The following is a 23,414-nucleotide window of genomic DNA, read 5'->3' as shown; positions in this document are numbered from 1 at the left end:
GTTTCTCTAACCAGTTCATTTTCTTGCACTTACCTGATCTTCCCATCCGGGCGGCCCTGCCCGAGCTGCTGGCTACGCTAGGCGCCGCCAACTGCGTGATTTTGCAGGCGCCGCCTGGCGCCGGCAAAACTACCGTGGTGCCGCTGGCGTTGCTCGAAGCGCCGTGGATGCCGCCTACGGGCCGCATCATTGTGCTCGAACCGCGGCGTTTGGCGGCGCGGGCGGCGGCGGCGCGCATGGCCAAGCTGTTGGGCGAGCCGGTGGGGCAGACGGTCGGGTATCGGATGCGGTTGGAAAGCAGGGTTTCAGCCCAGACGCGCATTGAGGTCGTGACGGAAATTATTCTGACCCGGCAATTGCAGGACGACCCGGCGCTGGAAGGCGTAGCGGTAGTGCTGTTCGATGAGTTTCACGAGCGCAGCTTGCAGGCCGATTTGGGGTTGGCGCTGGCGCTGGATTCGCAGGCAGTACTGCGGCCTGATCTGCGCCTGCTAGTAATGAGCGCCACCCTGGAAGCCGAACGGCTAGGCACTTGGCTTCAGGCGCCCGTAGTACGCAGCGCGGGCTTGCAGCACGCGGTCGGTACGCAATACCTCACTCCTACCCGCGCGGCGGCCGTGAGCAACCGGCCACACGAGCGACTGGCCACACTCACGCCGCAGATCATCCGCGAAGCCCTCCAACGACACGCTACCGGCGACGTGCTCGTGTTTTTGCCTGGTTTTGCCGATCAGCGCCGCGTAGCAGAGCGGCTGGAAGGCACGCTGCCGCCTACCGTCGAGTTGCATGTGTTGCACGGTGAATTGCCAGCCGAGCAACAGGATGCCGCATTGCGCCCCGCGCCGGCTGGCCGACGCAAAATTGTATTGGCCACAAGCATTGCCGAAACCAGTCTCACCATCGAAGGGGTTACGATAGTAGTAGATGGCGGCTACGCCCGGGTGCCGCAGTTTGAGCCGCGCACGGGCCTGACTACGCTCGTTACCGTTCCGGTTAGCCAAGCCGCCGCCGACCAACGCCGGGGGCGGGCCGGGCGTTTGGGCCCCGGGACCTGCTACCGCCTCTGGACGGAGGCCGAACACGCACTGCTACCGCCGCATCTGCCTCCCGAAATTCTTACCGCCGACCTCAGCAGCCTAGCCATCGAGCTGGCGCTGTGGGGCGCTTACGATGCCAACACGTTGCGCTGGCTCGATGCCCCGCCGTCGGCACCGCTGGCCCAGGCCCGTGACTTATTGGTGCGATTGGGTGCGCTGTTGCCTACCGGCCAACCGACACCTCACGGCCGCATGCTAGCAGGTTTGGGACTAATTCCGCGGCTTGGGCATTTGGTGGTGCGAGGCCGGGAGGCAGGCTACGGCGCCACGGCCTGTGCCTTGGCCGCACTCCTGACCGAACGCGACATTTTGCGGCTCAACGACGGCACCCCCACGCCGCCCGACTTGCGCCTGCGCCTGGAAGCTCTGGCTACGGGCCGCCCCCCCCTGCCCGGTTTGGTGCCCGATGCGGGGGCCTTACGCCGAGTACGCGAAGCAGCAGCAGTTCTGAGCAAGCGCGCGGGCGTGCCGGCCGGCGCGGCTCTTGAACCCGATATAGCCGGGTTGCTGGCGGCTCTCGCCTACCCCGATCGGCTTGCCCAGCGCGAAACGCCGGAGCGCGTGCGCTTGGTCACGGGGCAGCGTGCGGCGCTGCCCGCCGAGTATTTCAGCCCAAGCGATGTATTTTTTGCTGCAGCTTACATCGATGGACCACCACACGCACCGCGCGCAGGCTTGGCGGCCCCTCTCGATCGGGCGGAGCTAGAAACGTATTTCGCCGATCTGATTGAAAACCAGGAAGAAGTGCGCTGGGACGAGCAGAACGGCCGGGTAGTGGCCCGCCGCATTCGGCGATTGGGGGCGTTGGTTCTTTCCGAAAATCAGTTGGCCCAACCCGATCCCGAGGCTTTGGCGGCCGCCCTGCTCGATGGGTTGCGCAGCCGCGGTATTGCGCGCCTACCCTGGAGCGAAACGGCCCAGCAACTGCGCGAACGTCTGGCGTTTATGCACCATTGGCAGCCTGCTGCTTGGCCCGATGTGGCCGACGATGCGCTACTCGCGGCCCTTCCCGAATGGCTTGGCCCCTACCTCACCAACGCCCGCACCTTAACTGACATCAATAAAACCGACCTGAGCGAAGCGCTACTCAACTGGTTGCCCGGTGGCTGGTCACAACGCCAGGAGCTCGACCGCTTGGCGCCCGCGCACCTCGAAGTCCCGACGGGCTCCCGCATTGCTTTAGACTACAGTGAGCCCGCCGCTCCTGTGCTGGCCGTGCGTCTGCAAGAGGTATTTGGGCTGCTGGATACGCCGCGGGTGGGGGGTGGCAGCGTTCCGCTTACGATTCATTTGCTTTCGCCGGCCCGACGGCCGGTACAGGTCACACGCGACTTGCGCAGTTTTTGGGCCACGGGCTACTTCGAAGTGCGCAAAGACTTACGCGGCCGCTACCCCAAACACTATTGGCCCGAAAATCCGCTGGAGGCCGAGCCCATCCGCGGGACGAAAAAGCAAAACGGAATGAAGTAAGACGCCCTTATCGCGTTGCTTTACTAACTGTCACGCCTTTACAGCAATCTTGCTTAGAAGATCGCAGGAGTATCCTGCGGAGCCTACTGGAACAGCAAGAAGCCCGGCTCTGCATTGAACCGGGCTTCTTGTTAAACATCTGACAATCAAGTATTTATTACGAAAAATCAGTAGGCTCGCCCAGATGAGCGAAGGCTTCGATTTCGTGGGTGATGTCCTGGAGTTTTTTGCGGGCCATTTGGTAGGCTGGGCCGCCGAGCACCAAATGCACCGGCGGCTTTTCGAGGCGCACGAGGGCGTACATGGCTTCAGCCGCTTTCATGGGGTCACCGACTTGGTTTCCGCTACGCGCTTGCGAGGCCTTAAGTCCTTCGCCTACAGTGCTTTCGTAATCAGCGATGGTATTGGGAGTGTAAGTAGCCGAGCCCCCGGCCCAGTTGGTACGAAAGGGTCCCGGCTCGACGTTGGTAACGTGTATGCCCAGCGGCCCAACCTGCGCGGCCAGTGCCTCGCCGATGCCTTCCAAGGCAAACTTGGAGCCGTTGTAGATGCCCGCGTGCGCCAGCCCAATGAGGCCCCCAACGGAAGTAATGTTGAGAATATGCCCCGTTTTGCGCTCACGCAGGTGTGGCAACACGGCCCGGAGCACGCGCAACGGTCCGAACACGTTGACGTCGAATTGCCGCTGCGTTTCTTCTTCAGAGATTTCCTCGATGCTTCCCAACGAGCCATAGCCAGCATTGTTGACCACCACATCGAGGTGACCGAACGCATCAAGCGCCTCTTGCACAGCTGTTTTTACCTGAGCCGGGTTGGTGACGTCAGCCACTACGCCGCGGCCGTTGCCTTTGGCGTTTTTCGTGAATTCTTCCGCCTGTTCAGGCTTGCGGAAGGTAGCCACCACGCGGTCGCCCTTTTCGAGTAATACTTGGGTGAGCGCCTCGCCAAAACCGGAAGAAGCTCCCGTGATAAACCAAACTTTAGAATCGGTTGCCATTGAAATAAAAAGCTATTGTTGGATGAAGAGCCTGTAAAAGCTCTCAAAAGATTAACCCGGTAAGTTAAACTCTGGGAGAGAAAGCAAGTTTCAGCACTTAACACATCTACTTAATAATCAACTATTTATATACAATGCTTCGTTATCTAATAAGCCGATTTGAACAGGCTTACTGGGTTATTCAAATCGGTTTAGCAGTAGCGACTTCTTTTCATTCCGATTGCCTTCGGCAAAGCCTGTTTTCGCACCCCACCGAAGCTGGTTTTTTACGTGTAACCAGCACGGCCGGCCGGCCGAATGATGTTGGTTTGCGCATGAAGACAACAGGTTGATAATGAAGAAGCCAACTTTTCGCCGTAGCTTTACCCGGCAATAAGCGGAACCTAACCTTCTTGTTGCCATGGCTGACCAGCTCGCCAAAATTGCCTTCGAGGCCCTCACGTACGACGACGTTCTCCTGCTACCTGCCTATTCGGAGGTATTGCCCCGCGACGCCGATCCCAGCTCCCAACTCACCCGGAATATTCGCCTGAAGCTGCCGTTTGTCTCGGCGGCCATGGACACCGTGACCGAAGCGGACATGGCCATTGCCATGGCGCAGGAAGGTGGAATTGGCATTATTCACAAGAACATGACCATCCGCAAGCAAGCCGAGTTGGTGCGCCGGGTGAAGCGCTCGGAGAGCGGAATGATCTTGGACCCCTTCACGCTACAGGAAGACGCCACCATCGGCGACGCCAAGCAGCTCATGCACGAACACAAGATCGGCGGCATTCCGATTGTGGATCAGCAGCACCGCCTCAAAGGCATTCTGACCAACCGCGACCTGCGCTTCGAGAAGAACATGGGGCGTTCGGTGTTGGAAGTGATGACCAAAGAAAATCTGGTCACAGCAGCCACCGGCACCGATCTGGCTGTGGCAGAGGACATTCTGCAAGAGTCTAAGGTCGAGAAGCTTCCGGTCATTGATCAGAACGGTCGCCTCACCGGGCTCATCACCTACAAAGACATTCGCAAGCGCCGCCGCACCCCTAACGCCTGCAAAGACACCTACGGCCGTCTGCGCGTAGGCGCCGCCGTGGGCGTAACGGCTGATTTGATGGAGCGGGTCACGGCGCTGGTTGAGGCTGGCGTTGATGTGGTGAGCGTTGACACCGCTCACGGCCACTCCAAAGGCGTGCTCGACGCCGTGCGCAATCTCAAGCAGCGCTTCCCCAACCTCGAAGTAATTGCCGGCAACGTGGCCACGGCCGAAGGCGCTCGCGCCCTCGCCGATGCCGGCGCCGATGCCGTGAAAGTCGGCGTAGGGCCAGGTTCTATTTGCACCACCCGCATTATTGCCGGCATTGGGGTGCCGCAGCTTTCGGCCGTGCTCGAAGCCGCTCGTGGGCTGGAAGGCACTGGCGTTCCGCTGATTGCGGACGGTGGCGTAAAATTCTCCGGCGATGCCGTGAAAGCGCTGGCCGCAGGCGCTTCTTCCATCATGATCGGCTCGCTGCTAGCGGGCACTGAGGAGGCTCCCGGCGATATTATTATTTACGAGGGCCGCAAGTTCAAGTCGTATCGCGGCATGGGCTCAGTAGAGGCCATGGAAGACGGCTCGAAAGACCGGTATTTCCAGGATGCCGAAGACGACATCAAGAAACTAGTGCCGGAAGGCATTGTGGGCCGCGTACCGTTTAAAGGGGGTGCCGGCGAAGTGCTTTACCAGCTGGCGGGCGGCCTGCGGGCTGGCATGGGCTACTGCGGCGCCGCCACCATCGAAACGCTTCAACAAGCGCGCATGGTGCGCATTACCAATGCCGGATTGCGGGAGAGCCACCCGCACGACGTACAAATCACCAGCGAAGCCCCAAATTACAGCAGCCGTTAAACTCACTTCTGTGTAACGCCTAAAAAACCGATGGCCGACAAAGCCGTCGGTTTTTTAGTTTTGTCCTCCTGTTAGCTTCAAGCAATTGCTGCCTTTAACAACTGCTGAATTGGTACAGACGCTGTATCTTGGCAGTCCTTTTAAACTTTTCCTCTGCTCTGTGCATCCTATTGCACTTAATTTAGTTCGATGCCTTTTCGCAAGACGCTGAGTAATGCAATGCTGCCGTTCACGGTTGTGAGTTGGATGGTGTTGTTAATCAGCACGCTGCTTCACACCAGTTCTGCGGTGGCCAGTCGATTCGGCCAATCTCCGGAGTGGGTGACGTTGGTGGCGCAGGCAGCTTTTGCCGCCGGCGTTTTCATATACCAGCGCAGTCAGCCCGAAACTCTTCGCGGCACCGATTTCGTGGGGTTGCTGCGGCGCCTCGTGTTAGGCCCGGGGCTGCTGGCAAGCGTATGCGTAGGACTGCACCTGCTGGAGCGCCTGATTCAGTATAAGCTACCAACCGATAGCAAGGTATTCTTCTCTATTATCTATACCGTTAACCTAGGGTTATTTGTGGTGCTGCTGGCCTACACCACTTACTCCTGGCGCTGTTTGGTTCTGTTTCGCTCTACTCAGCGCTTGCGGCGCGAATGGGAGCTATTTGAATTGTTGCTGGGTGCTACGCTTCTGTTTCGCCTGCTCAACTGGGCACCGCCAGCGCCAATCGCATACACCATTGTTAGCGGGTTGGCCCTGTATGGCGTGTATTTGAGCGGCAACCAAAAGTGGGTTGCCTATCTGAACCGGCGGCAGAAGTGGGAGGTGGTATTTTTGCAACTGGCCTTGCTGCTCTGCATGGGCGTATTCGTAGTGTATTTCCTGCGCATCGAACACGACCCCAAGCTTGTGGCACCCGCGCCGCAGCATGCCTTTTTGCTGCTCACGGTATTTTTTGCCGCTTTCTATTCTCTGACGGGCTTGCTGGTCACGTTCTTCAATCTGCCGACGGCGGGTGTTTTCGAACAGAAGCGGGAAGAGATCCTGAGTTTGCAGCGCCTTACGCAACTCATTCAGAAAGGCCAAACCGAAGAGGAAGTGTACAGCATGCTTTTCGACTCGGCGATCCAGACGGTGGACGCCGATGCGGCTTGGCTTGATGTAGACGAAAGCGACACCTACCGCGGCCAGCATTACAACATCAGCATTGAGCAAAGCAATGCCATCCGGGCCCTGCTCGCCGACTACAACCTAGGCCACATCGAATACCTCAACAACGACCTGACCAACAGCACCGGCTTTCGAGCCCTGGAGTTGCCGTTTGGGTCGCTGATTGTCATGCCCTTGCGGTCGTCGAAGCGGCAATACGGGTCACTGTACATGCTCAAGGAGCAACGGCAGGGCTTTGACCGGGAAAACCTAGGGATTTTGCAAACCTTTACTAGTCAGACCATTCTGAGTATTGAGAATTTGCAACTCGTGGCAGCTTCCATCCAGAACGAGCGCGTAAAGGAGGAGCTTAAAATTGCTTCTTCCGTTCAGGAAAGCCTGATACCCAAGGATTTGCCTATCGACAACTGGTTCGAGATCAGTTCGCACGCCTTGGCGGCCAAAGAAGTAGGTGGCGACTTCTACGACTTTCTGCACTTGCCCGGCCAACGGCTGGCCATCCTCATCGGCGACGTTTCGGGGAAAGGTATCACGGCGGCTTTTCACATGGCTCAGATGAAAGGCATCTTCCACGCGCTGATGCAGGAAAACCCACTGGCCCGCGACGAACGCGAAAAGTTTCTGGCGCCCAGCAAGTTTATGTCACAGGCCAACCGTGCCTTGGTACATTGCCTAGAGCGTTCGTCGTTTATTACGGCGGCGCTGTACATCATTGATTATGAAAACGGTGGCTTTGTCTTTGCCCGCGCCGGGCACTGCCATACGTTGTACTACCATTCCATTAAGGAAGAAGTCTCGTATTTCCGTACGGCGGGGCTGGGCTTGGGCATCATTCGCAACGACAGCTACGAGAAGCACATCAAAAACCAGTTCTACGATTACAACCCCGGCGACGTCATGGTGATTTACACCGATGGCATTGTGGAGGCGCGAGGTGCCAACAAAGAAGAATACGGCGAAGAACGGCTGAAAAAAATGCTGGAGCTCGCCTATTATTTAGAGGCCGACGAGATCAAACAACGCATTCTGGCCGATCTGGCCGAGTTTAGCCGCGGCCAGCCCATTCACGACGACCAAACGCTGCTGGTTATCAAGTTCAGAGCGGCTCAACCCGATAGTTTAAGTTAACGTAGAGACGAGGCATGAAAATAACGCAACAACCCACCGACGACACCCTTATTCTCAGCCTGGATGGCGAACTAGATGCTAGCTCGTCCGTACTACTTGATACTGAGCTTTCGAAATCTGAAATCCTGAATAACAAGAAGGTTCTGATTGACTGTCAACGCCTTAACTACATTTCATCTGCCGGATTGGGAGTGTTTATCTCTCACTTGCAGCGCTTTCAGGACGCGTCTGTAAAGCTGATCTTCTTCAATATGCAGGAAAAGGTCCACAATGTGTTCGAGATTTTGGGGCTGGATTCTTTGATGACTATCGTTCCATCGCAGGCCGAGGCTACCGCCATTTAATTACCAGAGGGGTATCGCGGGAATGAAAAATGCAATCCGAGTAAGCTGCACACGCCGAAACCTGAAGGTCGTGCGCGATTTTGTGAGCGAATATTTATCGACTTACAAGCTGTCGGATTTGCACATCAACCAAATCGTGCTGGCCGTAGATGAAGTAGTGGCCAACCTCATCATCCATGCGAATGGCGAAGATGAAAACAAGTTTCTGAATTTAACGCTAGACGTTGATAATCAGACCATTGAGATTGAGATCGAGGACAACAGCACTATTTCCTATGTGCCTTCTACCTTCCGCGATCCCGACCTACAGGAGTACATCCGCACGGGGCGCAAAGGCGGAGTAGGCATGGCCTTGGTCAACCGCATCATGGACCGCGTAGAATTCGTCACAACGGGAACCCATAACGTCTGCCGTTTGTACAAACGGATAAGCTAACTCTACTTACAGGCATTGCTTATGGCGAGCACCTCAGCTACGGGGTGCTCGTTTTGTATCTAAGTAGCTGATCTTTCGGCCGCGCCGGCCCGAAAAAAATCCGTAAAATTGCATCAGTCAGTAGTCCGGCGTATGCTGCCGGAGTGCTTGGCACATCGAAGTTTCTTCTTCCCTGTATGCACAAACGCGTTCTGTACGCTGGCTTCATGGCCGGCGCGCTACTGGCCGGATGCCAGGCTTCCAAGTCATCTACCACCGCTAAACAGCCTGTTATCGAAACTCTGGGTACCCAACCGGTGCCAGCGGCGGAATTTGCTTACGTCTACCGCAAAAACAACAGCACCGCACCCGACTTCGGCACGCGGGCCAGCGTTACGGAATATCTGGACCTGTATACCAACTTCAAGCTGAAAGTGCTGGAAGCCGAGCAACGCGGCCTCGACACCACCCAGGCTTTTAAGCGAGAGTTGGATGGCTACAAGCAACAGCTGGCCCAACCTTACCTGACCGAGAAAAGCGTCACCGACCAACTGGTGCGGGAAGCTTACGACCGGATGAGCAAGGAAATCAACGCCTCGCATATCCTGATCCGGGTTACGCCCGACGCCGACCCCAAAGACACGCTGGCGGCTTATCAGAAAGTGGTGGCCTTGCGGCAGCGCGTGCTTGGCGGCGAGGATTTCAACAAAGTGGCCCGCGAAACTTCTGAAGACCCTTCGGCCCGCGAAAATGACGGCCGGTTGGGTTATTTCACGGCTATGCAAATGGTGTATCCATTTGAAACGGCGGCTTATAAAACGCCGGTAGGCCAAGTTTCGCAGCCCATTCGCACGAAATACGGCTACCATATCATTAAAGTCAACGATGCGCGCCCGGCTCAGGGCGAGATCAAAGTAGCGCATCTTATGATTCGGGCGACGCCGGGCATGCCGGCTGCCGACTCGGTTACGGCCAAGAAGAAGATTGACGAACTGTATGCACGCCTCAAGCGCGGCGAAAACTGGGACAAGCTGGTTACGCAGTTTTCGGAAGATGCCGGCTCCGCGACCAACGGCGGCGAGTTGCCCCCTTTCGGCACCAATCGCATGATTCCGAGCTTTGAAGAAGCGGCTTTTAAGCTCCAGAAAAAAGGGGATTTGTCGGCTCCGGTGCAAACGCCTTATGGCTGGCACATCATCAAACTCATTGAAAAACAGACCGTTCCGAGTTTCGAAGCCATGGAGCCGACGCTAAAAAGCAAGGTTTCCAAAGATTCGCGCTCTGAGCTTAACCGCACGGCATTCCTCAAGCGCATTCGCACGGAGAACAACTTCACAGAGAATGCCGCGGCCAAAGACTACGTATTTGCGAAAGCCGACACTACGCTGACCAGCGGCCGATTTAAGTACACGCCAGCCCCAAAAGATAAGCTGGCTAATGCCTCGCTTTTCACCATTAAGGGCAAACCTTACTTGACGAAAGACTTTCTGGCCTACGCACAGCAAAACCAGCGTCCCCGCGCAGGCTCAGAGCCGCGCTATGCCATGCAACTACTTTATGATCAGTATGTTGATCAGAGCCTGACGGATTTTGAAAAGGCCAACCTCGAAAATAAGTACCAGGACTATCGCATGCTGGTGAAAGAGTACCGCGACGGCATTCTGCTGTTCCAGCTCATGGATGAGAAGGTGTGGTCGAAGGCGATTGAAGACACGGTAGGTCTGCAAAAATTCTTCGCCGCCAACCAAGCTAATTACCAATGGGAGCCCCGCGTGCAGGCTACCGTAATCAGTGCGGCGACGCCTCAAATACTGGCGCAAGCCAAGTCATCGCTTGCCGTAGGCCGCTATCAGGTAGTGCGCAACGTGCCGGCTGTTGCTACTTTCAAAACCGGAAGCACGGACCTAGCCTCGGGTAGCTCGCTCAACCTCGACCAACTCGCCAACCGCTTGGCCACCGACGAAGCACTTATGGTAGAGATAACCGGCCACGTAAAGCGCGGCGAAACCCCTGCCTTAGCACGTCGCCGGGCCGATAAAGTAGCCGCTTATCTGACCACAAAGGGAGTTGACAAAACGCGTATCCGGACGGTTGCGGCAACAAAATCGACTGTAGCCACCACTTCATTTGCGCTTACCAGCACCAACACAGCTGCTTTGGAAGACGCTTTGAATAAGCAGAACCCGCTGGCTGTGCAGATCATGCAGCGCAGCTTTCAGAAGGGCGATAACAAAGCCGTAGACGAAGTAACAAGCAAAGGTCCAGGCACTTACAACGTGCAGAAAGACGGACGTTACTACGCTGTCACGATTGAAAAGGTATTGCCCGCCGGTCCTAAAACATTGGCGGAGGCCCGTGGCCAGGCCACTTCCGATTACCAGAATTATCTGGAGAAGGAATGGATTGCGCAGTTACGCCAGCGTTACCCGGTTACCATCAACCAGGCCGAAGCAGATAAATTAATTACCAAGTAATTGATTGATAATCAATAATTTACAAAAGAGCTCCGACAAATGCCGGAGCTCTTTTGTTATGGAGCAGCGAATAGGTAATACTCTTCCGTGCAACGAATACGCAAAGGGCGGTCTCTTTACTAAAGTAGCCCGAGCCGCATTGGAGCCTAACTTGCTGTTTTTGTCAGAGAAAGGATTTATGTTGAAATTTACGGGCGGCTTTTTGCGTTTCAAAAGCTGGTCGGTTCGTGCGGCAAACTCACCGGCACGATCATTACTTTTTTAGATTCCATGACTCAATTTTTTCGTTTGTCGGTTCGTGTGGTTCTGCTCAGTGTGGGGCTGCTAGCTGGCACGGTGTTTACAAGCTTTGCGCAGCTCGGCGTGGGTCGTCCGGTGGGGCGCAAAATCGTAGACGGCATCATCGTGAAGGTCGATAACCAGATTGTACTGCGCTCCGATTTGGAAGGTGCTTACGCTCAAGAAGTTGCACGGGCTGAAGGCAAACCGCTTCCCCCCGATACCCAGTGCCGCATTTTGCAGGGCATGGTGCTCAACAAGCTCATGCTAGCCAAGGCCGAAACCGACTCCGTGGTCGTCAGCGACGACAAAGTAAAGAGCGAGCTCGATCGTCGGATGGCGTATTTTGTGCAGCAGATCGGCTCGGAGCAGAAGCTGGAAGAATACTATCACAAGCCGTTGCGGCAATTGAAGGAGGATTTGCGCCCGCAGGTTAAGGAACAGCTCGTGCAGCAGGAAATGCAAGAGCAAATTGCGGGCAAGGTCACCGTGACGCCTCGCGAAGTAAAACAGTACTTCAACCGCATTCCGAAAGACAGCTTGCCTTATTTTTCTACGGAAGTAGAAGTAGGTCAGATTATTAAGTTTGCGCAGGTCAATCAGAAAGCCAAGCAGGCTACCATTGCCAAACTCAACGAGTTACGCGCCCGCATCCAAGCAGGAGAAGATTTTGCTACGCTGGCCAAGCAGTTTTCGCAAGACCCCGGCTCGGCCGCAGAAGGCGGGTATCTGGGTTTCTTCAAGCGCCATGAACTGGTACCGGAGTACGAAGCAGCGGCGCTACGCTTAGAGCCCGGTCAGATGTCGCCGGTAGTAGAGTCGCAGTTTGGCTTCCACCTTATCCAACTCATTGAGCGCAAGGGCGAAACATTTAGCACACGACATATCTTGCTGAAGCCGGAAACGGGCGGCAACGATGTCAACGAAGCCGCTACCCAGCTCGAAAAGATCCGGAAGCGCATCCTGTCCGACAGCATTAGTTTTGCAAAAGCTGCCAAGGATTTCTCCGACGACAAAAGCACCAGCGGCAATGGCGGTTTGCTGCAAAACCGCGCCGACAACAGCTCTTACTTGCCGCTCGACAAGATCGATCCTGCTATTTTCTTCACCATCGACACGATGAAAGTGGGGCACATCACCAAGCCCCTGCCCTATCGTACCGACGACGGCAAAGATGCCATGCGCATCATCTGGCTGAAGGCAAACCGCCCGCCGCACCAAGCCAACCTCACCGACGACTACCAGAAAATAGCCGCCGCCGCTCTGAACGAGAAGAAAAACAAGGCGTTGGACGAGTGGTTTGAGAAGAACCGCACCGGCGTATTCATCGACGTCGATCCGCAATACGCCGATTGTAAGCTCCTGAATTCTGCGCTTTAAGTTACACGGCAGGTTGTGGGTAGCGGGTCAGAAGCCTTCTGACCCGCTACCCACAACCTGCTTATTTTCTGACTGTTAGCAATTACTTACCGATAACTACCCCGGATGCGCACATTCTCTTCTGACAAAGAAGCCGCCGACGCGCTGGCTGCCTCGTATCGTACGCTGCGCCAGGAAATCGGCAAAGTTATCATCGGCCAAGACGAAGTAGTGCGCCTCGTGCTGACGGCCGTTTTTTCGCAGGGTCATTGCCTGCTGGTAGGCGTGCCGGGCTTGGCCAAAACGCTGCTTATCCAGACCATTGCCGACTCGCTTGATCTTTCGTTCAACCGCATTCAGTTCACGCCCGACCTGATGCCTTCGGATATCGTTGGTTCTGAGACACTTACCCAACAGCGCGATTTCCAGTTCGTGCACGGACCAGTGTTTGCCAACATCGTGCTGGCCGACGAAATCAACCGGACGCCGCCCAAAACGCAGGCGGCGCTGCTGGAAAGCATGCAGGAATACGCCGTGACGGTGGCCGGCAAGCGATATTCGCTGGAGCGCCCGTTCTTTGTGTTGGCCACGCAAAACCCCATTGAGCAGGAAGGCACGTACCCGCTGCCCGAAGCTCAGCTCGACCGCTTTATGTTCAACATCGAACTGGGCTATCCGAGCTATGAAGCTGAGCTTCAGATTGTAAAGAACACCACTTCCGATACCAAGCCCACGATCAGCAAGATTTTGCACGCCGATGATATTCAGGCGTATCAGCACTTGGTGCGCCGCGTGCCGGTAGCCGATAATGTGGTGGAATACGCTGTAAGCTTGGTGCACAAAACGCGGCCCAATACCGATCGGGCAGGCGCACGCGTAAGTCAACTGTTAGAATGGGGCGCTGGTCCACGGGCTTCGCAACATCTCATTGTGGGGGCCAAATGCAATGCACTGCTCAACGGTAAATATTCGCCGGATATTGAGGACGTACGCGCAGTGGCCTTGCCTATTTTGCGTCATCGCTTGGTGCGCAATTTCAAAGCCGAAGCCGAGGGCATTACCGTAGAACAAATCATAAAAGAGTTGCTTTAAGCCAGTTAGCAGTCACCTGCAAACAGTTAAATAAAAATTTCATGGAAGTTCCCGGTTACTACCAACAGTTCGAGCGCAACGTTGAAATCATTCTGGATGCTTTGCGTGCCGGGCTCGATGTGCGCACTACGCCACTGGAAGTGTCTTTGCCGCTGGAAGTATACGTGCTCTGCGAAGTGCTCAACGCTGGTGGCGCGCAATACCGCCTCACTACAGACGGTTTAGCCCGTTTGGCTGAGTTTGAGCAACAGTACATGCAGCATGAGTCCGAAACCGAGGCCATTATGCGTCGCATTCTGGAAGATAAAAAGTCTTTCATGCGCACGCCCGAAGGCCGCGTCTTGACGAAGGAAATGCTCATTCGCCGCCTCGAGTACTTCAACGAAACGGCGCGCCTCGTCAACGTCATGCGTACTCAGCAGGCATTGGGCAGCCCTGTGCAATACAAACATCCCCATTTGCAGGGGCTGGCTGTGAAAAAGTAGTCTGAACCGCGGATTGGACGGAATTCGCGGATTTTGTGACTAATTCGCAATCAGTTGCCAGCCAGTGTCTTATGCACATTATGCTAAACAAAAAGCCACTGCGGATGCAGTGGCTTTTTGTTTCTCAACGTAGGGTTAATAAAAATAAGACAGCTACAAAATTCGCGAATTCCGTCCAATCCGCGGTTCAGACCATGTGCCCTGCATCCGCTTCGCGGATTTTGGTGTGCCCATCTTTGGAATGTTCGACGGCCAACTGACCTTCTGGTTCTTGCTTTAGTTCGCTTGGTACTTCGTCGCCGTCGGGACCTTTAGATACGGTAGTGCCGCCGTCCACGAAGTAAAGGGCACCGGTCACGTAGCTGGCTTCGTCGGAAGCGATAAATGCGTACACATTGGCAACTTCTTCGGTAGTGCCGCGGCGGCCCATAGGCGTACCGGCCACCAGTCCTTTTTCCATTTTGGCAGTCATGGGGCCAGTTTCTTTGTGCGTCCAGGCGGTATCAATAGGGCCTGGACACACGCAGTTGGCACGTACGCCGTTGCGGGCTTGCTCTACGGCTACGCCGCGCATAAACGCGTGAACCCACCCTTTGGAGGCACCGTAAGGCGAGTTCTGCGCCAGCCCGATCTCACCTGATTCGGAACCGGCTGACACGACGTTGCCGCGGGTTTTCTGCAAATGCGGCATAGCGGCTCTGGTCATCATAAAAGTCGAATACACGTTGTTTTTGATGAGATACTCAAATGCTTCCACCGGATAAGTATCTATGGTAGAAGTAGTTGGAAAAACACCCGCATTATTAATTAAGATATCCAGCTTGCCAAACTGCTCAACGGCCAGTTTTACGCACGCTTCTGCCGTCTGCTGATGCGAAACATCCCCAGTGAACGCCACAGCCCGGCCGCCAGCGGCCGTAATTTCATCTACTACTGCCCGCACCGGATCTTCCACGAAGCCTGCGACCACCACGGCCGCCCCTTCGCGCGCAAATTTCTTACAAATGGCCTCGCCAATACCGGCGCCGCCGCCCGTAACGATGGCGACTTTGCCTTCGAGTCTTCCCTGCATAGTCATATTAGTGTTTTTTAAGGTTTGGTAGAACAGGATGCGTATAAAATCAGCGAGCCGAAAGCGCCGCCAACCGTAGAACTTAACGGGCAGGCGCACGGCAGGTTACTGAGTTGGCCCAAACCATTTCTGCCCCCAACGCCTTGTTTAGACGTAAGCAAACGGACCCGCGCGTCATCTTCTATGCCTTCTGTTGTCTCGCCTCCTCCAGTTCCGTCGCTGTCGCCCATCCACACGTCGCGCCTGACGATAAGGCCTTATACGGCCTTGGACGAAGCCGTATTTTTTGCCTTGCTCGATAGGAATCGGGGCCGGCTGCACCGCGCTTTTCCGTCGCGGGTGGCGGCGGTAAAAGCCGTTACAGATGCCCAGCGCGTGCTGCGCAGTTTTGCGCATGACTGGCAAGCAGGTCGTTTGTATGCATTTGGCATCTGGAACGCAGCCACTGCTCAATATATAGGTGATATCAGCCTGAAGCCAAACTGGGCCCGGCCAGTTACGGCTGAGATTGGCTACTACCTCGACGCCGACGCCGAAGGAAACGGGTACGCCCGCGAAGCCCTCGAAGCGGCTGTGCATTTCGGCTTCACCAGCACCATCAGCGCCGAGCGGCTTACCATCCGGTGCTACGCCGACAACCCGCGCAGCTTTGCGGTGGCGCTGCATGCAGGCTTTAAGCAATTGGCAATCAGGCCGCGGCTTTGGCCGTTACGCTCGGATGCCAAACCGGAGATTCTGCATTTTTCTCTCCACAAAGCCGCTTACCAGCAGGCTCACTGAGCGAAGCGAACCCGCTTGCCGATATTCCCCAGCAGCCATTCCTGCCGGAAGTTCAGGTAGATGCCGGCCGCAAACTCGGTGCTACGGGCCTGGAAGTCGTATACCGGTTCTACGCGCACTGTGATGGCGGCCGCTTCGCCCAACGAAAAGTCGCGCATTAGCCTCAGAATCAGGATGCGGCGGTTGGCTTCGGTGTACGTGGGGTTGGCCACCGTGCGCGACGCGGACTGGTATAAGTCGCCGCCCAGGGGAGCAATAAATTTATTGCCTTGCCAATAGCTGAGCATTACATCGAGGTAGCGTGTCTCGGCGGTGGCGTTGAGATAGAGGCCGGCCCCGCGCTTGTAGGGCAACAAGTACGCAAACGACTTGTCGTAATACCCTGTTACATAAGCATTTATACGATAGGCGGTTTTACTGTTTCTGGGCTGATATCGCGCAACAAGACCCGTAGCACCGTTGAATAGCGTTTGCAACGGTCGGTCAATGGTGTCAATCTGGCCGCCGTGGTGCGTGGCGGTGAATTGCACGGGCAATGTCAGAGTTACGCGGCTGTCGTCGCTGGTAAGGCGGATGTTGCCGCTCAGTCCGCCTGCAATCTCTTCTTGGTAGTTGCTGTAGCGGTATTGCTGCCGTTGCCAATCGACCCACACATCCAGTCCAACCCGGGCGCCGGTGTAGCGGTATTGCAAGCCTTCTTCCAGCGGCCGCAGAATCACACGCTCAAAGTTGAACAACGGCTCGATGTATCCGTGACTAAGGTGCGGCCGAATGTTGCCAAACAGGAACTCGCTGCGGTTCTTGGTGTAGGTCGCTCTGAATGTGGGCCTTACCTGTTGCAGCCGCGGGTTGCCAAAATCTTTCCACAGAAACACGCCACCTTCCAGCCTCAAATTAGGCGTCGGATAATAAACAAGCTGCGGATTGATTTGGGTGCCGAAAAGCGTGTAGCCATCGGCTATTTTGTTGAAATACTCGTTGTCTTTAAAAAAGGTGAAGCAGTAAACTGAGAGCCGTAAGTCACCGGCTTCTGCCACCGGATATGTTTTGGGAATTACGCCGCCTACAGAATCTTTTGCTACCTGCTGACCATAATCCGGATCGCGCGTATAGTGTATTTGCCGCGCTGCACCTGGTCTGGGTTCGACAAATGCCCGGTTGTCCAGTTGTCCCAAAACTGCCCTTGAGTTGCCTAACCAACCTAGCAAGGTCAGTATCAAGATGGTACGCAACGGCGGGTTTGACAAAAATTTTAGCATAGAAGCTTACCTTCAATTCGGGCAAATTTTTTTAGCATTGCGGGCACAAAATATAGAGCCGCCGTGTTAACAAAAGCCGGCCCGAAACAGCGGCTGCACTCGGTACATGAGATGTACCGAGCGATTGGACGACCGGCCAAAAAAGCGTAATTTCACCAAACCTAAGAAATTCTATAACCCCCTCCCAAATGGCTGCAACCACAGACAAAGCCGTTGCCAATCCGGTCTCCGAGAAAATGAAGGCCCTTCAGCTCACCATGGATAAGCTGGACAAGGCATTCGGCAAAGGCACCGTGATGAAGCTGAGCGACAATAAGATCGGCGACATTCCGTCGATTAGCACGGGCTCACTCGGCCTCGACATTGCGCTCGGCATTGGCGGCTTGCCCAAAGGCCGTGTTGTTGAAATCTACGGCCCAGAATCGTCGGGTAAGACTACGCTCACGATGCACTGCATTGCAGAAGCGCAGAAAAAAGGTGGCGTTGCCGCTTTCATCGACGCCGAGCACGCCTTCGACAAGAGCTACGCTGAAAAGTTGGGTATCGACACCGAAAACCTGCTCATCGCGCAGCCTGACAATGGCGAACAAGCGCTGGAAATCGCCGACCAGCTGATTTCTTCGGGCGCTATCGACATCATTGTAATTGACTCCGTAGCTGCTCTGGTGCCAAAAGGCGAACTGGAAGGCGACATGGGTGACTCGAAAATGGGTTTGCACGCCCGTTTGATGAGCCAAGCCCTGCGTAAGCTTACTGGTACGATCAACAAAACCGGCTGCTGCTGCATTTTCATCAACCAGCTGCGTGAAAAGATCGGCGTGATGTTCGGCAACCCCGAAACGACGACCGGTGGTAACGCCCTGAAATTCTACGCTTCCGTGCGCCTCGACATCCGTCGGATTGGCCAAATCAAGGAAGACAAAGACAACGTAACCGGCAACCGCACGAAAGTGAAGGTGGTGAAGAACAAAGTAGCGCCGCCCTTCAAAGTGGTCGAGTTCGACATCATCTATGGCGAAGGCATCTCCAAAATCGGTGAGATCTTGGACCTGGGCGTTGACATGGGCATTATTGCTAAGTCGGGCTCGTGGTTCTCGTACAACGGCGACCGTTTGGGCCAAGGCCGTGAAGGTGTGAAAACCATCTTGCACGACAACCCCGAACTGGCCGACGAAATCGAGAAGAAGATTCGCGACATGGTGAAAGGCGAGCCTGCTGCTGCCTTAGCTGCGATTCCTACCGACGAGTCGATCGCGGACGAAGACGAATAAACCTCGACGCTTTCCTTCAAAAAGCCTCCCCAGCTAGCTGGGGAGGCTTTTTTACAACCAATTGACTATCAAATACTTGTGTTTGTATCTTTTTCCCGGCTTCCGTTGTTTGCTTGGTATCAAGCCGGTCAGGGAATTTTAGCCAACCTCACTGCTCAGTTTGCGTTCCTGCTGAATTCGGAAGGGGTATGAGGTCGGCTGCTTATATTTGCTGGCATCGCGTTTGAGTAAGCCCCGGCTAAAACTATCATTACCGCCTCTATGAATCGCCGCTGGCTTGCGCTTGTCTCTCTATTGACCCTCGTAGCGGGTCTGTTGACTTCTTTTGGCCCGAATGATGTAATGCGGGCTGTGCCCAATACCAGCTTTACCCGCGGCGAAGTACTCAATTATAAAGTTCATTACGGGCTAATTAATGCCGCTGAAGCGACCATTGAAGTAGCCAACGACATTCACCGCATCAACGATCGGCCGTGCTACAAGGCCACCGTGACTGGCCGCACAACCGGCTCCTTCGACCTGTTTCTGCGCATCCGGGATACGTGGCGTTCGTATATCGATACGACCAGCATTCTGCCGCAACGCTTTTTTCGCAACATCGAAGAAAACCATTACCGTAAAAAAGAAACCGTAGATTTCGACCACGCCCGGGACGTAGTGATGGTGGAAGTACGGAAAAAAGAGAAGGACCCGCCCAAGCAGGGTACCTATAAAGTTCCCAACAACGTGCAGGACTTAGTCAGCGGCGTCTACTTTTTGCGCACCATCAATTACGACCAGCGCCGCATTGGCGAAGTCATCCGGGTGCAAGGTTTTTTTGACGAAGAAGTGTTCAACATGGATGTCATTTACAAAGGCCGGGAAACCGTGGAGACAAAAGCCGGCAACATCCGCGCCATCAAGCTGGTACCGAAAATGCCAAGCAACAAGCTTTTCCGCGGCGAAAATGCCATCTCCGTTTACCTTTCCGACGACCGCAACAAGATTCCGGTACTCATTCAGGCCGAGATGTTTGTAGGCTCCGTGAAAGTGGATATGTATAAATACCAAGGCCTGAGGAACCGGTTGAATCTGGTGGCTCAAAACTGACCCTTTTAGTAAAGCGACTCTGGTGAGTCGCTTTTTTTATGCCCGAACCGCAAACGCTTCACAAAATGGTAACACGTCCTGCCGCCCGTCAGACGGTATTTTTGTCGTCGCGTATATTTTTCTACCCCCAATCCCCTCGTACCGTGCAGCAGCCTACGCCTTCGCCCAACGCCTACAAGATTCTCGTGGTAGATGATGACCCAGACATCGTCGAATTGCTGGAGTACAACCTGCGCAAAGAAGGCTATGAAGTAGCCAGCGCCACCGACGGCCGCAAGGCCTTGGAAGTAGCTCCACAGTTCGGCCCCGATATTATTTTGCTCGACGTGATGATGCCGCACCTTGATGGCATCGCTACCTGCCGGTTGCTGCGCGAGCAGCCGTTGTTCAAAGACACGTATATCGTATTCCTGACGGCCCGCGCCGAGGAGTTTTCGGAGGTAGCGGCCTTCGAAGCCGGTGCCGACGATTTCATTGCCAAGCCCATCAAGCCGCGCGCCTTGCTTAGCCGCCTCGCCGCTTTCATGCGCCGCGACCGCAACCCCCAGGCCGTGCAGGACACCATTGAGATAAACGGCCTCACCATCGACCGCACGGGTTTTGCCGTGTACCAGGACGGCCGCAAAATTGTGCTGCCGAAAAAGGAATTTGAGCTTCTCGCCTTTCTGGCGGCCACACCGCACAAAGTGTTTGGCCGCGACGAGCTACTGCAAAATATCTGGGGTAACGACGTGTTTGTACTGGCTCGCACCGTGGACGTGCACGTGCGCAAAGTGCGCGAGAAAGTAGGCGATCACCACATCCAGACGATCAAGGGCGTGGGCTATAAATTCAACACCGACTAAGCCGACGCAAATTAATATACCTGCTTATAACATATTGATTATAAGACACTTGTAATTTAACCTTCCAAAGTGGACCTTTCATCGCGGTCTATTGCCATCCTGATTGCGCTGCTGGTAGCCGGCGTGCTGACTACGTTTGCGTGGGTGGTGCCCGCCATGGCCTTTCGGGAAGCCTTTCTGGCTGGGGGCATTACGGTAGCAGCGTGTTTTCTGCTGGTGTATCTGTCGTTTGAAGCGCTGATTTTTCGCGAGATCAACAACATTTACGCAAGTCTGGAAAACGTCAAGCGCAAGGAATTTAAGCGCCTTTCCAACAAATTTCTGTTCCGCCCCGAGCCCCTTAAGCGCCTGCGCGACGAAATCCTGCAAATGGCCGAGCGCCGCCAGAAGGAAATCGACGAACTCAAGCGCCTGCAAGCCCTGCGGCGCGAATTTCTAGCCGACGTTTCGCACGAATTGAAGACACCTATTTTTGCCGCGCAGGGCTTCGTACACACCATTCTGGACGACGATGAGGTAGACGATTTTACGCGCAAGAAATTCCTGACCAAAGCCGCCGCCAGCCTCGACGCGCTCGATGCCTTGGTGCAGGATTTGGTGACGATATCGCAGCTGGAAAAGGGCGTTGTGCGCATGCGTCGCCAGGCCTTCGACTTAGCGGCACTGGTGCGGGAAATCTTTGAGCTACTAGAGTTGAAAGCAGCCCAGCGCAACGTCGAACTGGTACTCTTTCCACCGACGATTCCGGCTACGGGTATCTACGTGCTCGCAGACCGCAACCGAATCCGCCAAGTGCTTGTCAATCTGATAGATAATGCCATCAAATACGGACGTGAGAACGGCCACGTAACTGTCACCCTCATTGAGGGAAACAAGGTGGTCAAAATTTCGGTGCGCGACGACGGAGAGGGCATCCCGAAGCAACACCAAAACCGCATTTTCGAGCGCTTTTATCGCATCGACAAAAGCAGGTCGCGCGATTCGGGCGGTTCGGGTTTAGGCTTGGCCATTAGCAAGCATATTGTAGAAGCGCACAAATCGGCCATTCGGGTGCACAGTGAGCTTGGGCACGGTACCACGCTGGAATTCAAGCTTCCACGGCCCAAAAATATCCCGGCGCCTCCCAAAGATACCCCAACCGAGGCATAAGCTTCCGTGACTTCGGCGTACCTTTGCGGCCCGCTATGAAGCATCCTGATTTTCAAGACTTAATTCTGTTTGAAGACGAAGACTACATCGTCATCAACAAGCCGCCTTACCTGGCTACCCTCGACGAGCGCATCGGAACGGCCCCTAACATTTTGCGCATGGCCCGGCAGTACCACGACGACGTGCAGGCCTGCCACCGTTTAGACAAGGAAACTTCGGGGGCTTTGGCGCTGGCCAAAAACCCAGAGGCATATCGTCACCTTTCGATGCAGTTTGAAAACCGCGAGGTCAGCAAATTATACCATGCCGTCGCTTGGGGCATCCATCAGTTTGACAACCAATTGGTTGATCGCAGCATCGAAACAACTTCCAAAGGCAAAGCTCGTTTGGCCTACAAAGGCAAACCCGCTGAAACCTACTTCACCACGCTCGAAACCTATACCCGGCATACCTTGGTACAATGCGTTCCGGTTACGGGCCGCATGCACCAGATTCGGCTGCACCTGATGTACTTACAGGCGCCCATCGTGGGGGATACACTCTACGGTGGCGAGGACTTTTACCTATCCTCCATCAAGAAGAAATTCAATATGAAGGAAGGCGAAGAAGAGCAGCCTTTTATCAAGCGTTTTGCCCTGCACGCCGCTAAATTGAGCTTCGCCAAGCTTAACGGTGAGCCGATTACGGTGGAGGCTCCTTACCCAAAAGACTTCCGCGTGCTGGTCGAAAACCTACGTCAGTACAAGTAGAACGCGCTTTGGCGTTTGCTGCACTATACAATTCTTAACCACTGACTTGCATATCCAGCGAAAGACCGTAACTTTGTGTCCGTTTTTGCCGGACCGTATCCGGATTCTTCTCATTTCCAACTGCTTATCCTCCTCCCCAATGGATCATCTGAGCTTCAAGACGCAATCCGTCAACAAAGCCAACGCCAATAAGGGCTGGGTCGTGATTGATGCCAGTGTTGCACCGCTTGGCCGCTTGGCTAGCCAAATTGCAAACATCCTGCGCGGCAAGCACAAGCCCTCGTTCACGCCCAACTCCGATTGCGGCGACAACGTCATTGTTCTCAACGCCGACAAGCTGCGCGTGACCGGCAAGAAGATGACCGACAAAATTTACGTAACGCACTCGGGCTATCCGGGCGGCCAGAAGCGTATCAATCTACGCGATAAGAAGGCCAAAAACTCGGCCAGCGTAATTGAGCACGCAGTAAAAGGCATGCTGCAAGGCAACCGTCTGGGCCGTGAGCAGTTCCGTAACCTGTTTGTGTATGCCGGTGCTGAGCACCCACATGAAGCCCAGCAGCCCAAAGCTGTTGAACTAACGAACCTCTAAGTCACCAGTTGACTTTCTTTTTCTTAACTTCTTCATTTAATGGAAATTACCAACACCTCTGGTAGAAGAAAAACCTCGGTGGCCCGCATTTACATGCAGGCCGGGCAAGGGAATATCACTATCAACGACCGGGAAATGAAAGCCTATTTCGGCAACGAACTCCTGGAAAACATCGTGAACCAGCCCTTCGCTACGCTCGAGAAACTCGGGCAGTATGATGTAAAGGTGAACGTGCGCGGCGGCGGAATCGCTAGCCAAGCTGAAGCCATCCGCTTGGCCATTTCGAAAGCCCTTGTGGAAGAAACTGCTGAGTCTCGGCCAGCGTTGAAGAAAGAAGGCTTCTTGACCCGTGACCCCCGCATGGTAGAACGCAAGAAGTTCGGCCGTCGCAAGGCTCGTCGCTCGTTCCAGTTCTCGAAACGCTAATCCCAGAGGAAATC

Annotated in this window: 20 protein-coding genes; 17 read left to right on the top strand and 3 right to left on the bottom strand. The window is 55.0% G+C overall.

What is annotated here, in order from left to right; genetic code table 11:
* Positions 1-23 precede the first annotated feature (23 nt).
* Positions 24-2,567 carry an ATP-dependent helicase HrpB gene (hrpB, locus tag FHG12_RS12245; protein WP_139515999.1) on the top strand — a complete coding sequence of 848 codons (2,544 nt, stop codon included), beginning with the start codon at positions 24-26 and terminating at the stop codon, positions 2,565-2,567.
* A 157-nt stretch (positions 2,568-2,724) separates the two neighbouring features.
* On the opposite strand, the gene FHG12_RS12240 is transcribed toward hrpB, so the two are convergent.
* Complete coding sequence (locus FHG12_RS12240; protein ID WP_139515998.1) at positions 2,725-3,564, bottom strand: oxidoreductase; 840 nt, start codon at positions 3,562-3,564, stop codon at positions 2,725-2,727.
* Positions 3,565-3,964: 400 nt separating this feature from the next.
* Here FHG12_RS12240 and guaB point away from each other — a divergent pair, with 400 nt between their 5' ends.
* The 8 genes from guaB to FHG12_RS12200 all read left to right on the top strand — a co-directional run bounded on the left by guaB (position 3,965) and on the right by FHG12_RS12200 (position 14,168).
* Complete coding sequence (guaB, locus tag FHG12_RS12235; protein WP_139515997.1) at positions 3,965-5,437, top strand: IMP dehydrogenase; 1,473 nt, start codon at positions 3,965-3,967, stop codon at positions 5,435-5,437.
* A 189-nt stretch (positions 5,438-5,626) separates the two neighbouring features.
* The gene (locus tag FHG12_RS12230; RefSeq protein WP_139515996.1) at positions 5,627-7,720 is read left to right on the top strand and encodes a PP2C family protein-serine/threonine phosphatase; all 2,094 of its coding nucleotides are present in this window, start codon (positions 5,627-5,629) and stop codon (positions 7,718-7,720) included.
* Between the two features lie 14 nt (positions 7,721-7,734).
* On the top strand, positions 7,735-8,064 hold the full coding sequence (locus tag FHG12_RS12225; RefSeq protein WP_139515995.1) for an STAS domain-containing protein: 330 nt from the start codon (positions 7,735-7,737) through the stop codon (positions 8,062-8,064).
* A 22-nt stretch (positions 8,065-8,086) separates the two neighbouring features.
* A complete protein-coding gene (locus tag FHG12_RS12220) occupies positions 8,087-8,500 on the top strand; it encodes an ATP-binding protein (RefSeq protein WP_139515994.1) in 414 nt (137 codons plus the stop codon).
* Between the two features lie 176 nt (positions 8,501-8,676).
* Positions 8,677-10,953 (top strand): peptidylprolyl isomerase, encoded by a 2,277-nt coding sequence (locus tag FHG12_RS12215; RefSeq protein ID WP_139515993.1) that lies wholly within the window; start codon positions 8,677-8,679, stop codon positions 10,951-10,953.
* A gap of 270 nt (positions 10,954-11,223) precedes the next feature.
* A complete protein-coding gene (locus tag FHG12_RS12210) occupies positions 11,224-12,612 on the top strand; it encodes a peptidylprolyl isomerase (RefSeq protein WP_139515992.1) in 1,389 nt (462 codons plus the stop codon).
* Between the two features lie 105 nt (positions 12,613-12,717).
* Positions 12,718-13,683, top strand: a complete 966-nt coding sequence (locus FHG12_RS12205; protein ID WP_139515991.1) for an AAA family ATPase — start codon at positions 12,718-12,720, stop codon at positions 13,681-13,683.
* Between the two features lie 41 nt (positions 13,684-13,724).
* The gene (locus FHG12_RS12200; protein WP_139515990.1) at positions 13,725-14,168 is read left to right on the top strand and encodes a hypothetical protein; all 444 of its coding nucleotides are present in this window, start codon (positions 13,725-13,727) and stop codon (positions 14,166-14,168) included.
* 187 nt (positions 14,169-14,355) lie between these two features.
* Here FHG12_RS12200 and FHG12_RS12195 read toward each other — a convergent pair whose 3' ends face one another.
* Entirely contained in the window at positions 14,356-15,240 is an 885-nt protein-coding gene (locus tag FHG12_RS12195) for an SDR family NAD(P)-dependent oxidoreductase (RefSeq protein ID WP_139515989.1), read from the bottom strand.
* A gap of 183 nt (positions 15,241-15,423) precedes the next feature.
* Between FHG12_RS12195 and FHG12_RS12190 the strand changes: the two genes are divergently transcribed.
* On the top strand, positions 15,424-16,020 hold the full coding sequence (locus FHG12_RS12190; protein WP_139515988.1) for a GNAT family N-acetyltransferase: 597 nt from the start codon (positions 15,424-15,426) through the stop codon (positions 16,018-16,020).
* Here FHG12_RS12190 and FHG12_RS12185 read toward each other — a convergent pair.
* Positions 16,014-17,195 (bottom strand): hypothetical protein, encoded by a 1,182-nt coding sequence (locus tag FHG12_RS12185; RefSeq protein WP_139515987.1) that lies wholly within the window; start codon positions 17,193-17,195, stop codon positions 16,014-16,016. The genes FHG12_RS12190 and FHG12_RS12185 overlap by 7 nt on opposite strands.
* A gap of 272 nt (positions 17,196-17,467) precedes the next feature.
* Between FHG12_RS12185 and recA the strand changes: the two genes are divergently transcribed.
* The 7 genes from recA (at position 17,468) to rpsI (ending at position 23,400) form a co-directional block, all read left to right on the top strand.
* A complete protein-coding gene (gene recA, locus FHG12_RS12180) occupies positions 17,468-18,550 on the top strand; it encodes a recombinase RecA (RefSeq protein ID WP_139515986.1) in 1,083 nt (360 codons plus the stop codon).
* Positions 18,551-18,811: 261 nt separating this feature from the next.
* A complete protein-coding gene (locus FHG12_RS12175) occupies positions 18,812-19,639 on the top strand; it encodes a DUF3108 domain-containing protein (protein ID WP_139515985.1) in 828 nt (275 codons plus the stop codon).
* 65 nt (positions 19,640-19,704) lie between these two features.
* Positions 19,705-20,484 (top strand): response regulator transcription factor, encoded by a 780-nt coding sequence (locus FHG12_RS12170; protein WP_139515984.1) that lies wholly within the window; start codon positions 19,705-19,707, stop codon positions 20,482-20,484.
* 69 nt (positions 20,485-20,553) lie between these two features.
* Complete coding sequence (locus tag FHG12_RS12165; RefSeq protein WP_165699379.1) at positions 20,554-21,633, top strand: sensor histidine kinase; 1,080 nt, start codon at positions 20,554-20,556, stop codon at positions 21,631-21,633.
* A gap of 35 nt (positions 21,634-21,668) precedes the next feature.
* Complete coding sequence (locus tag FHG12_RS12160; protein WP_139515983.1) at positions 21,669-22,382, top strand: RluA family pseudouridine synthase; 714 nt, start codon at positions 21,669-21,671, stop codon at positions 22,380-22,382.
* A gap of 139 nt (positions 22,383-22,521) precedes the next feature.
* A complete protein-coding gene (rplM, locus tag FHG12_RS12155) occupies positions 22,522-22,974 on the top strand; it encodes a 50S ribosomal protein L13 (RefSeq protein ID WP_139515982.1) in 453 nt (150 codons plus the stop codon).
* A gap of 39 nt (positions 22,975-23,013) precedes the next feature.
* Positions 23,014-23,400 carry a 30S ribosomal protein S9 gene (rpsI, locus tag FHG12_RS12150; protein WP_139515981.1) on the top strand — a complete coding sequence of 129 codons (387 nt, stop codon included), beginning with the start codon at positions 23,014-23,016 and terminating at the stop codon, positions 23,398-23,400.
* Positions 23,401-23,414: the final 14 nt, after the last annotated feature.

It is taken from the genome of Hymenobacter jejuensis, assembly GCF_006337165.1.
Taxonomy (GTDB): Bacteria; Bacteroidota; Bacteroidia; order Cytophagales; family Hymenobacteraceae; genus Hymenobacter; species Hymenobacter jejuensis.
This window is presented reverse-complemented; position numbering and strand designations above follow the sequence as displayed.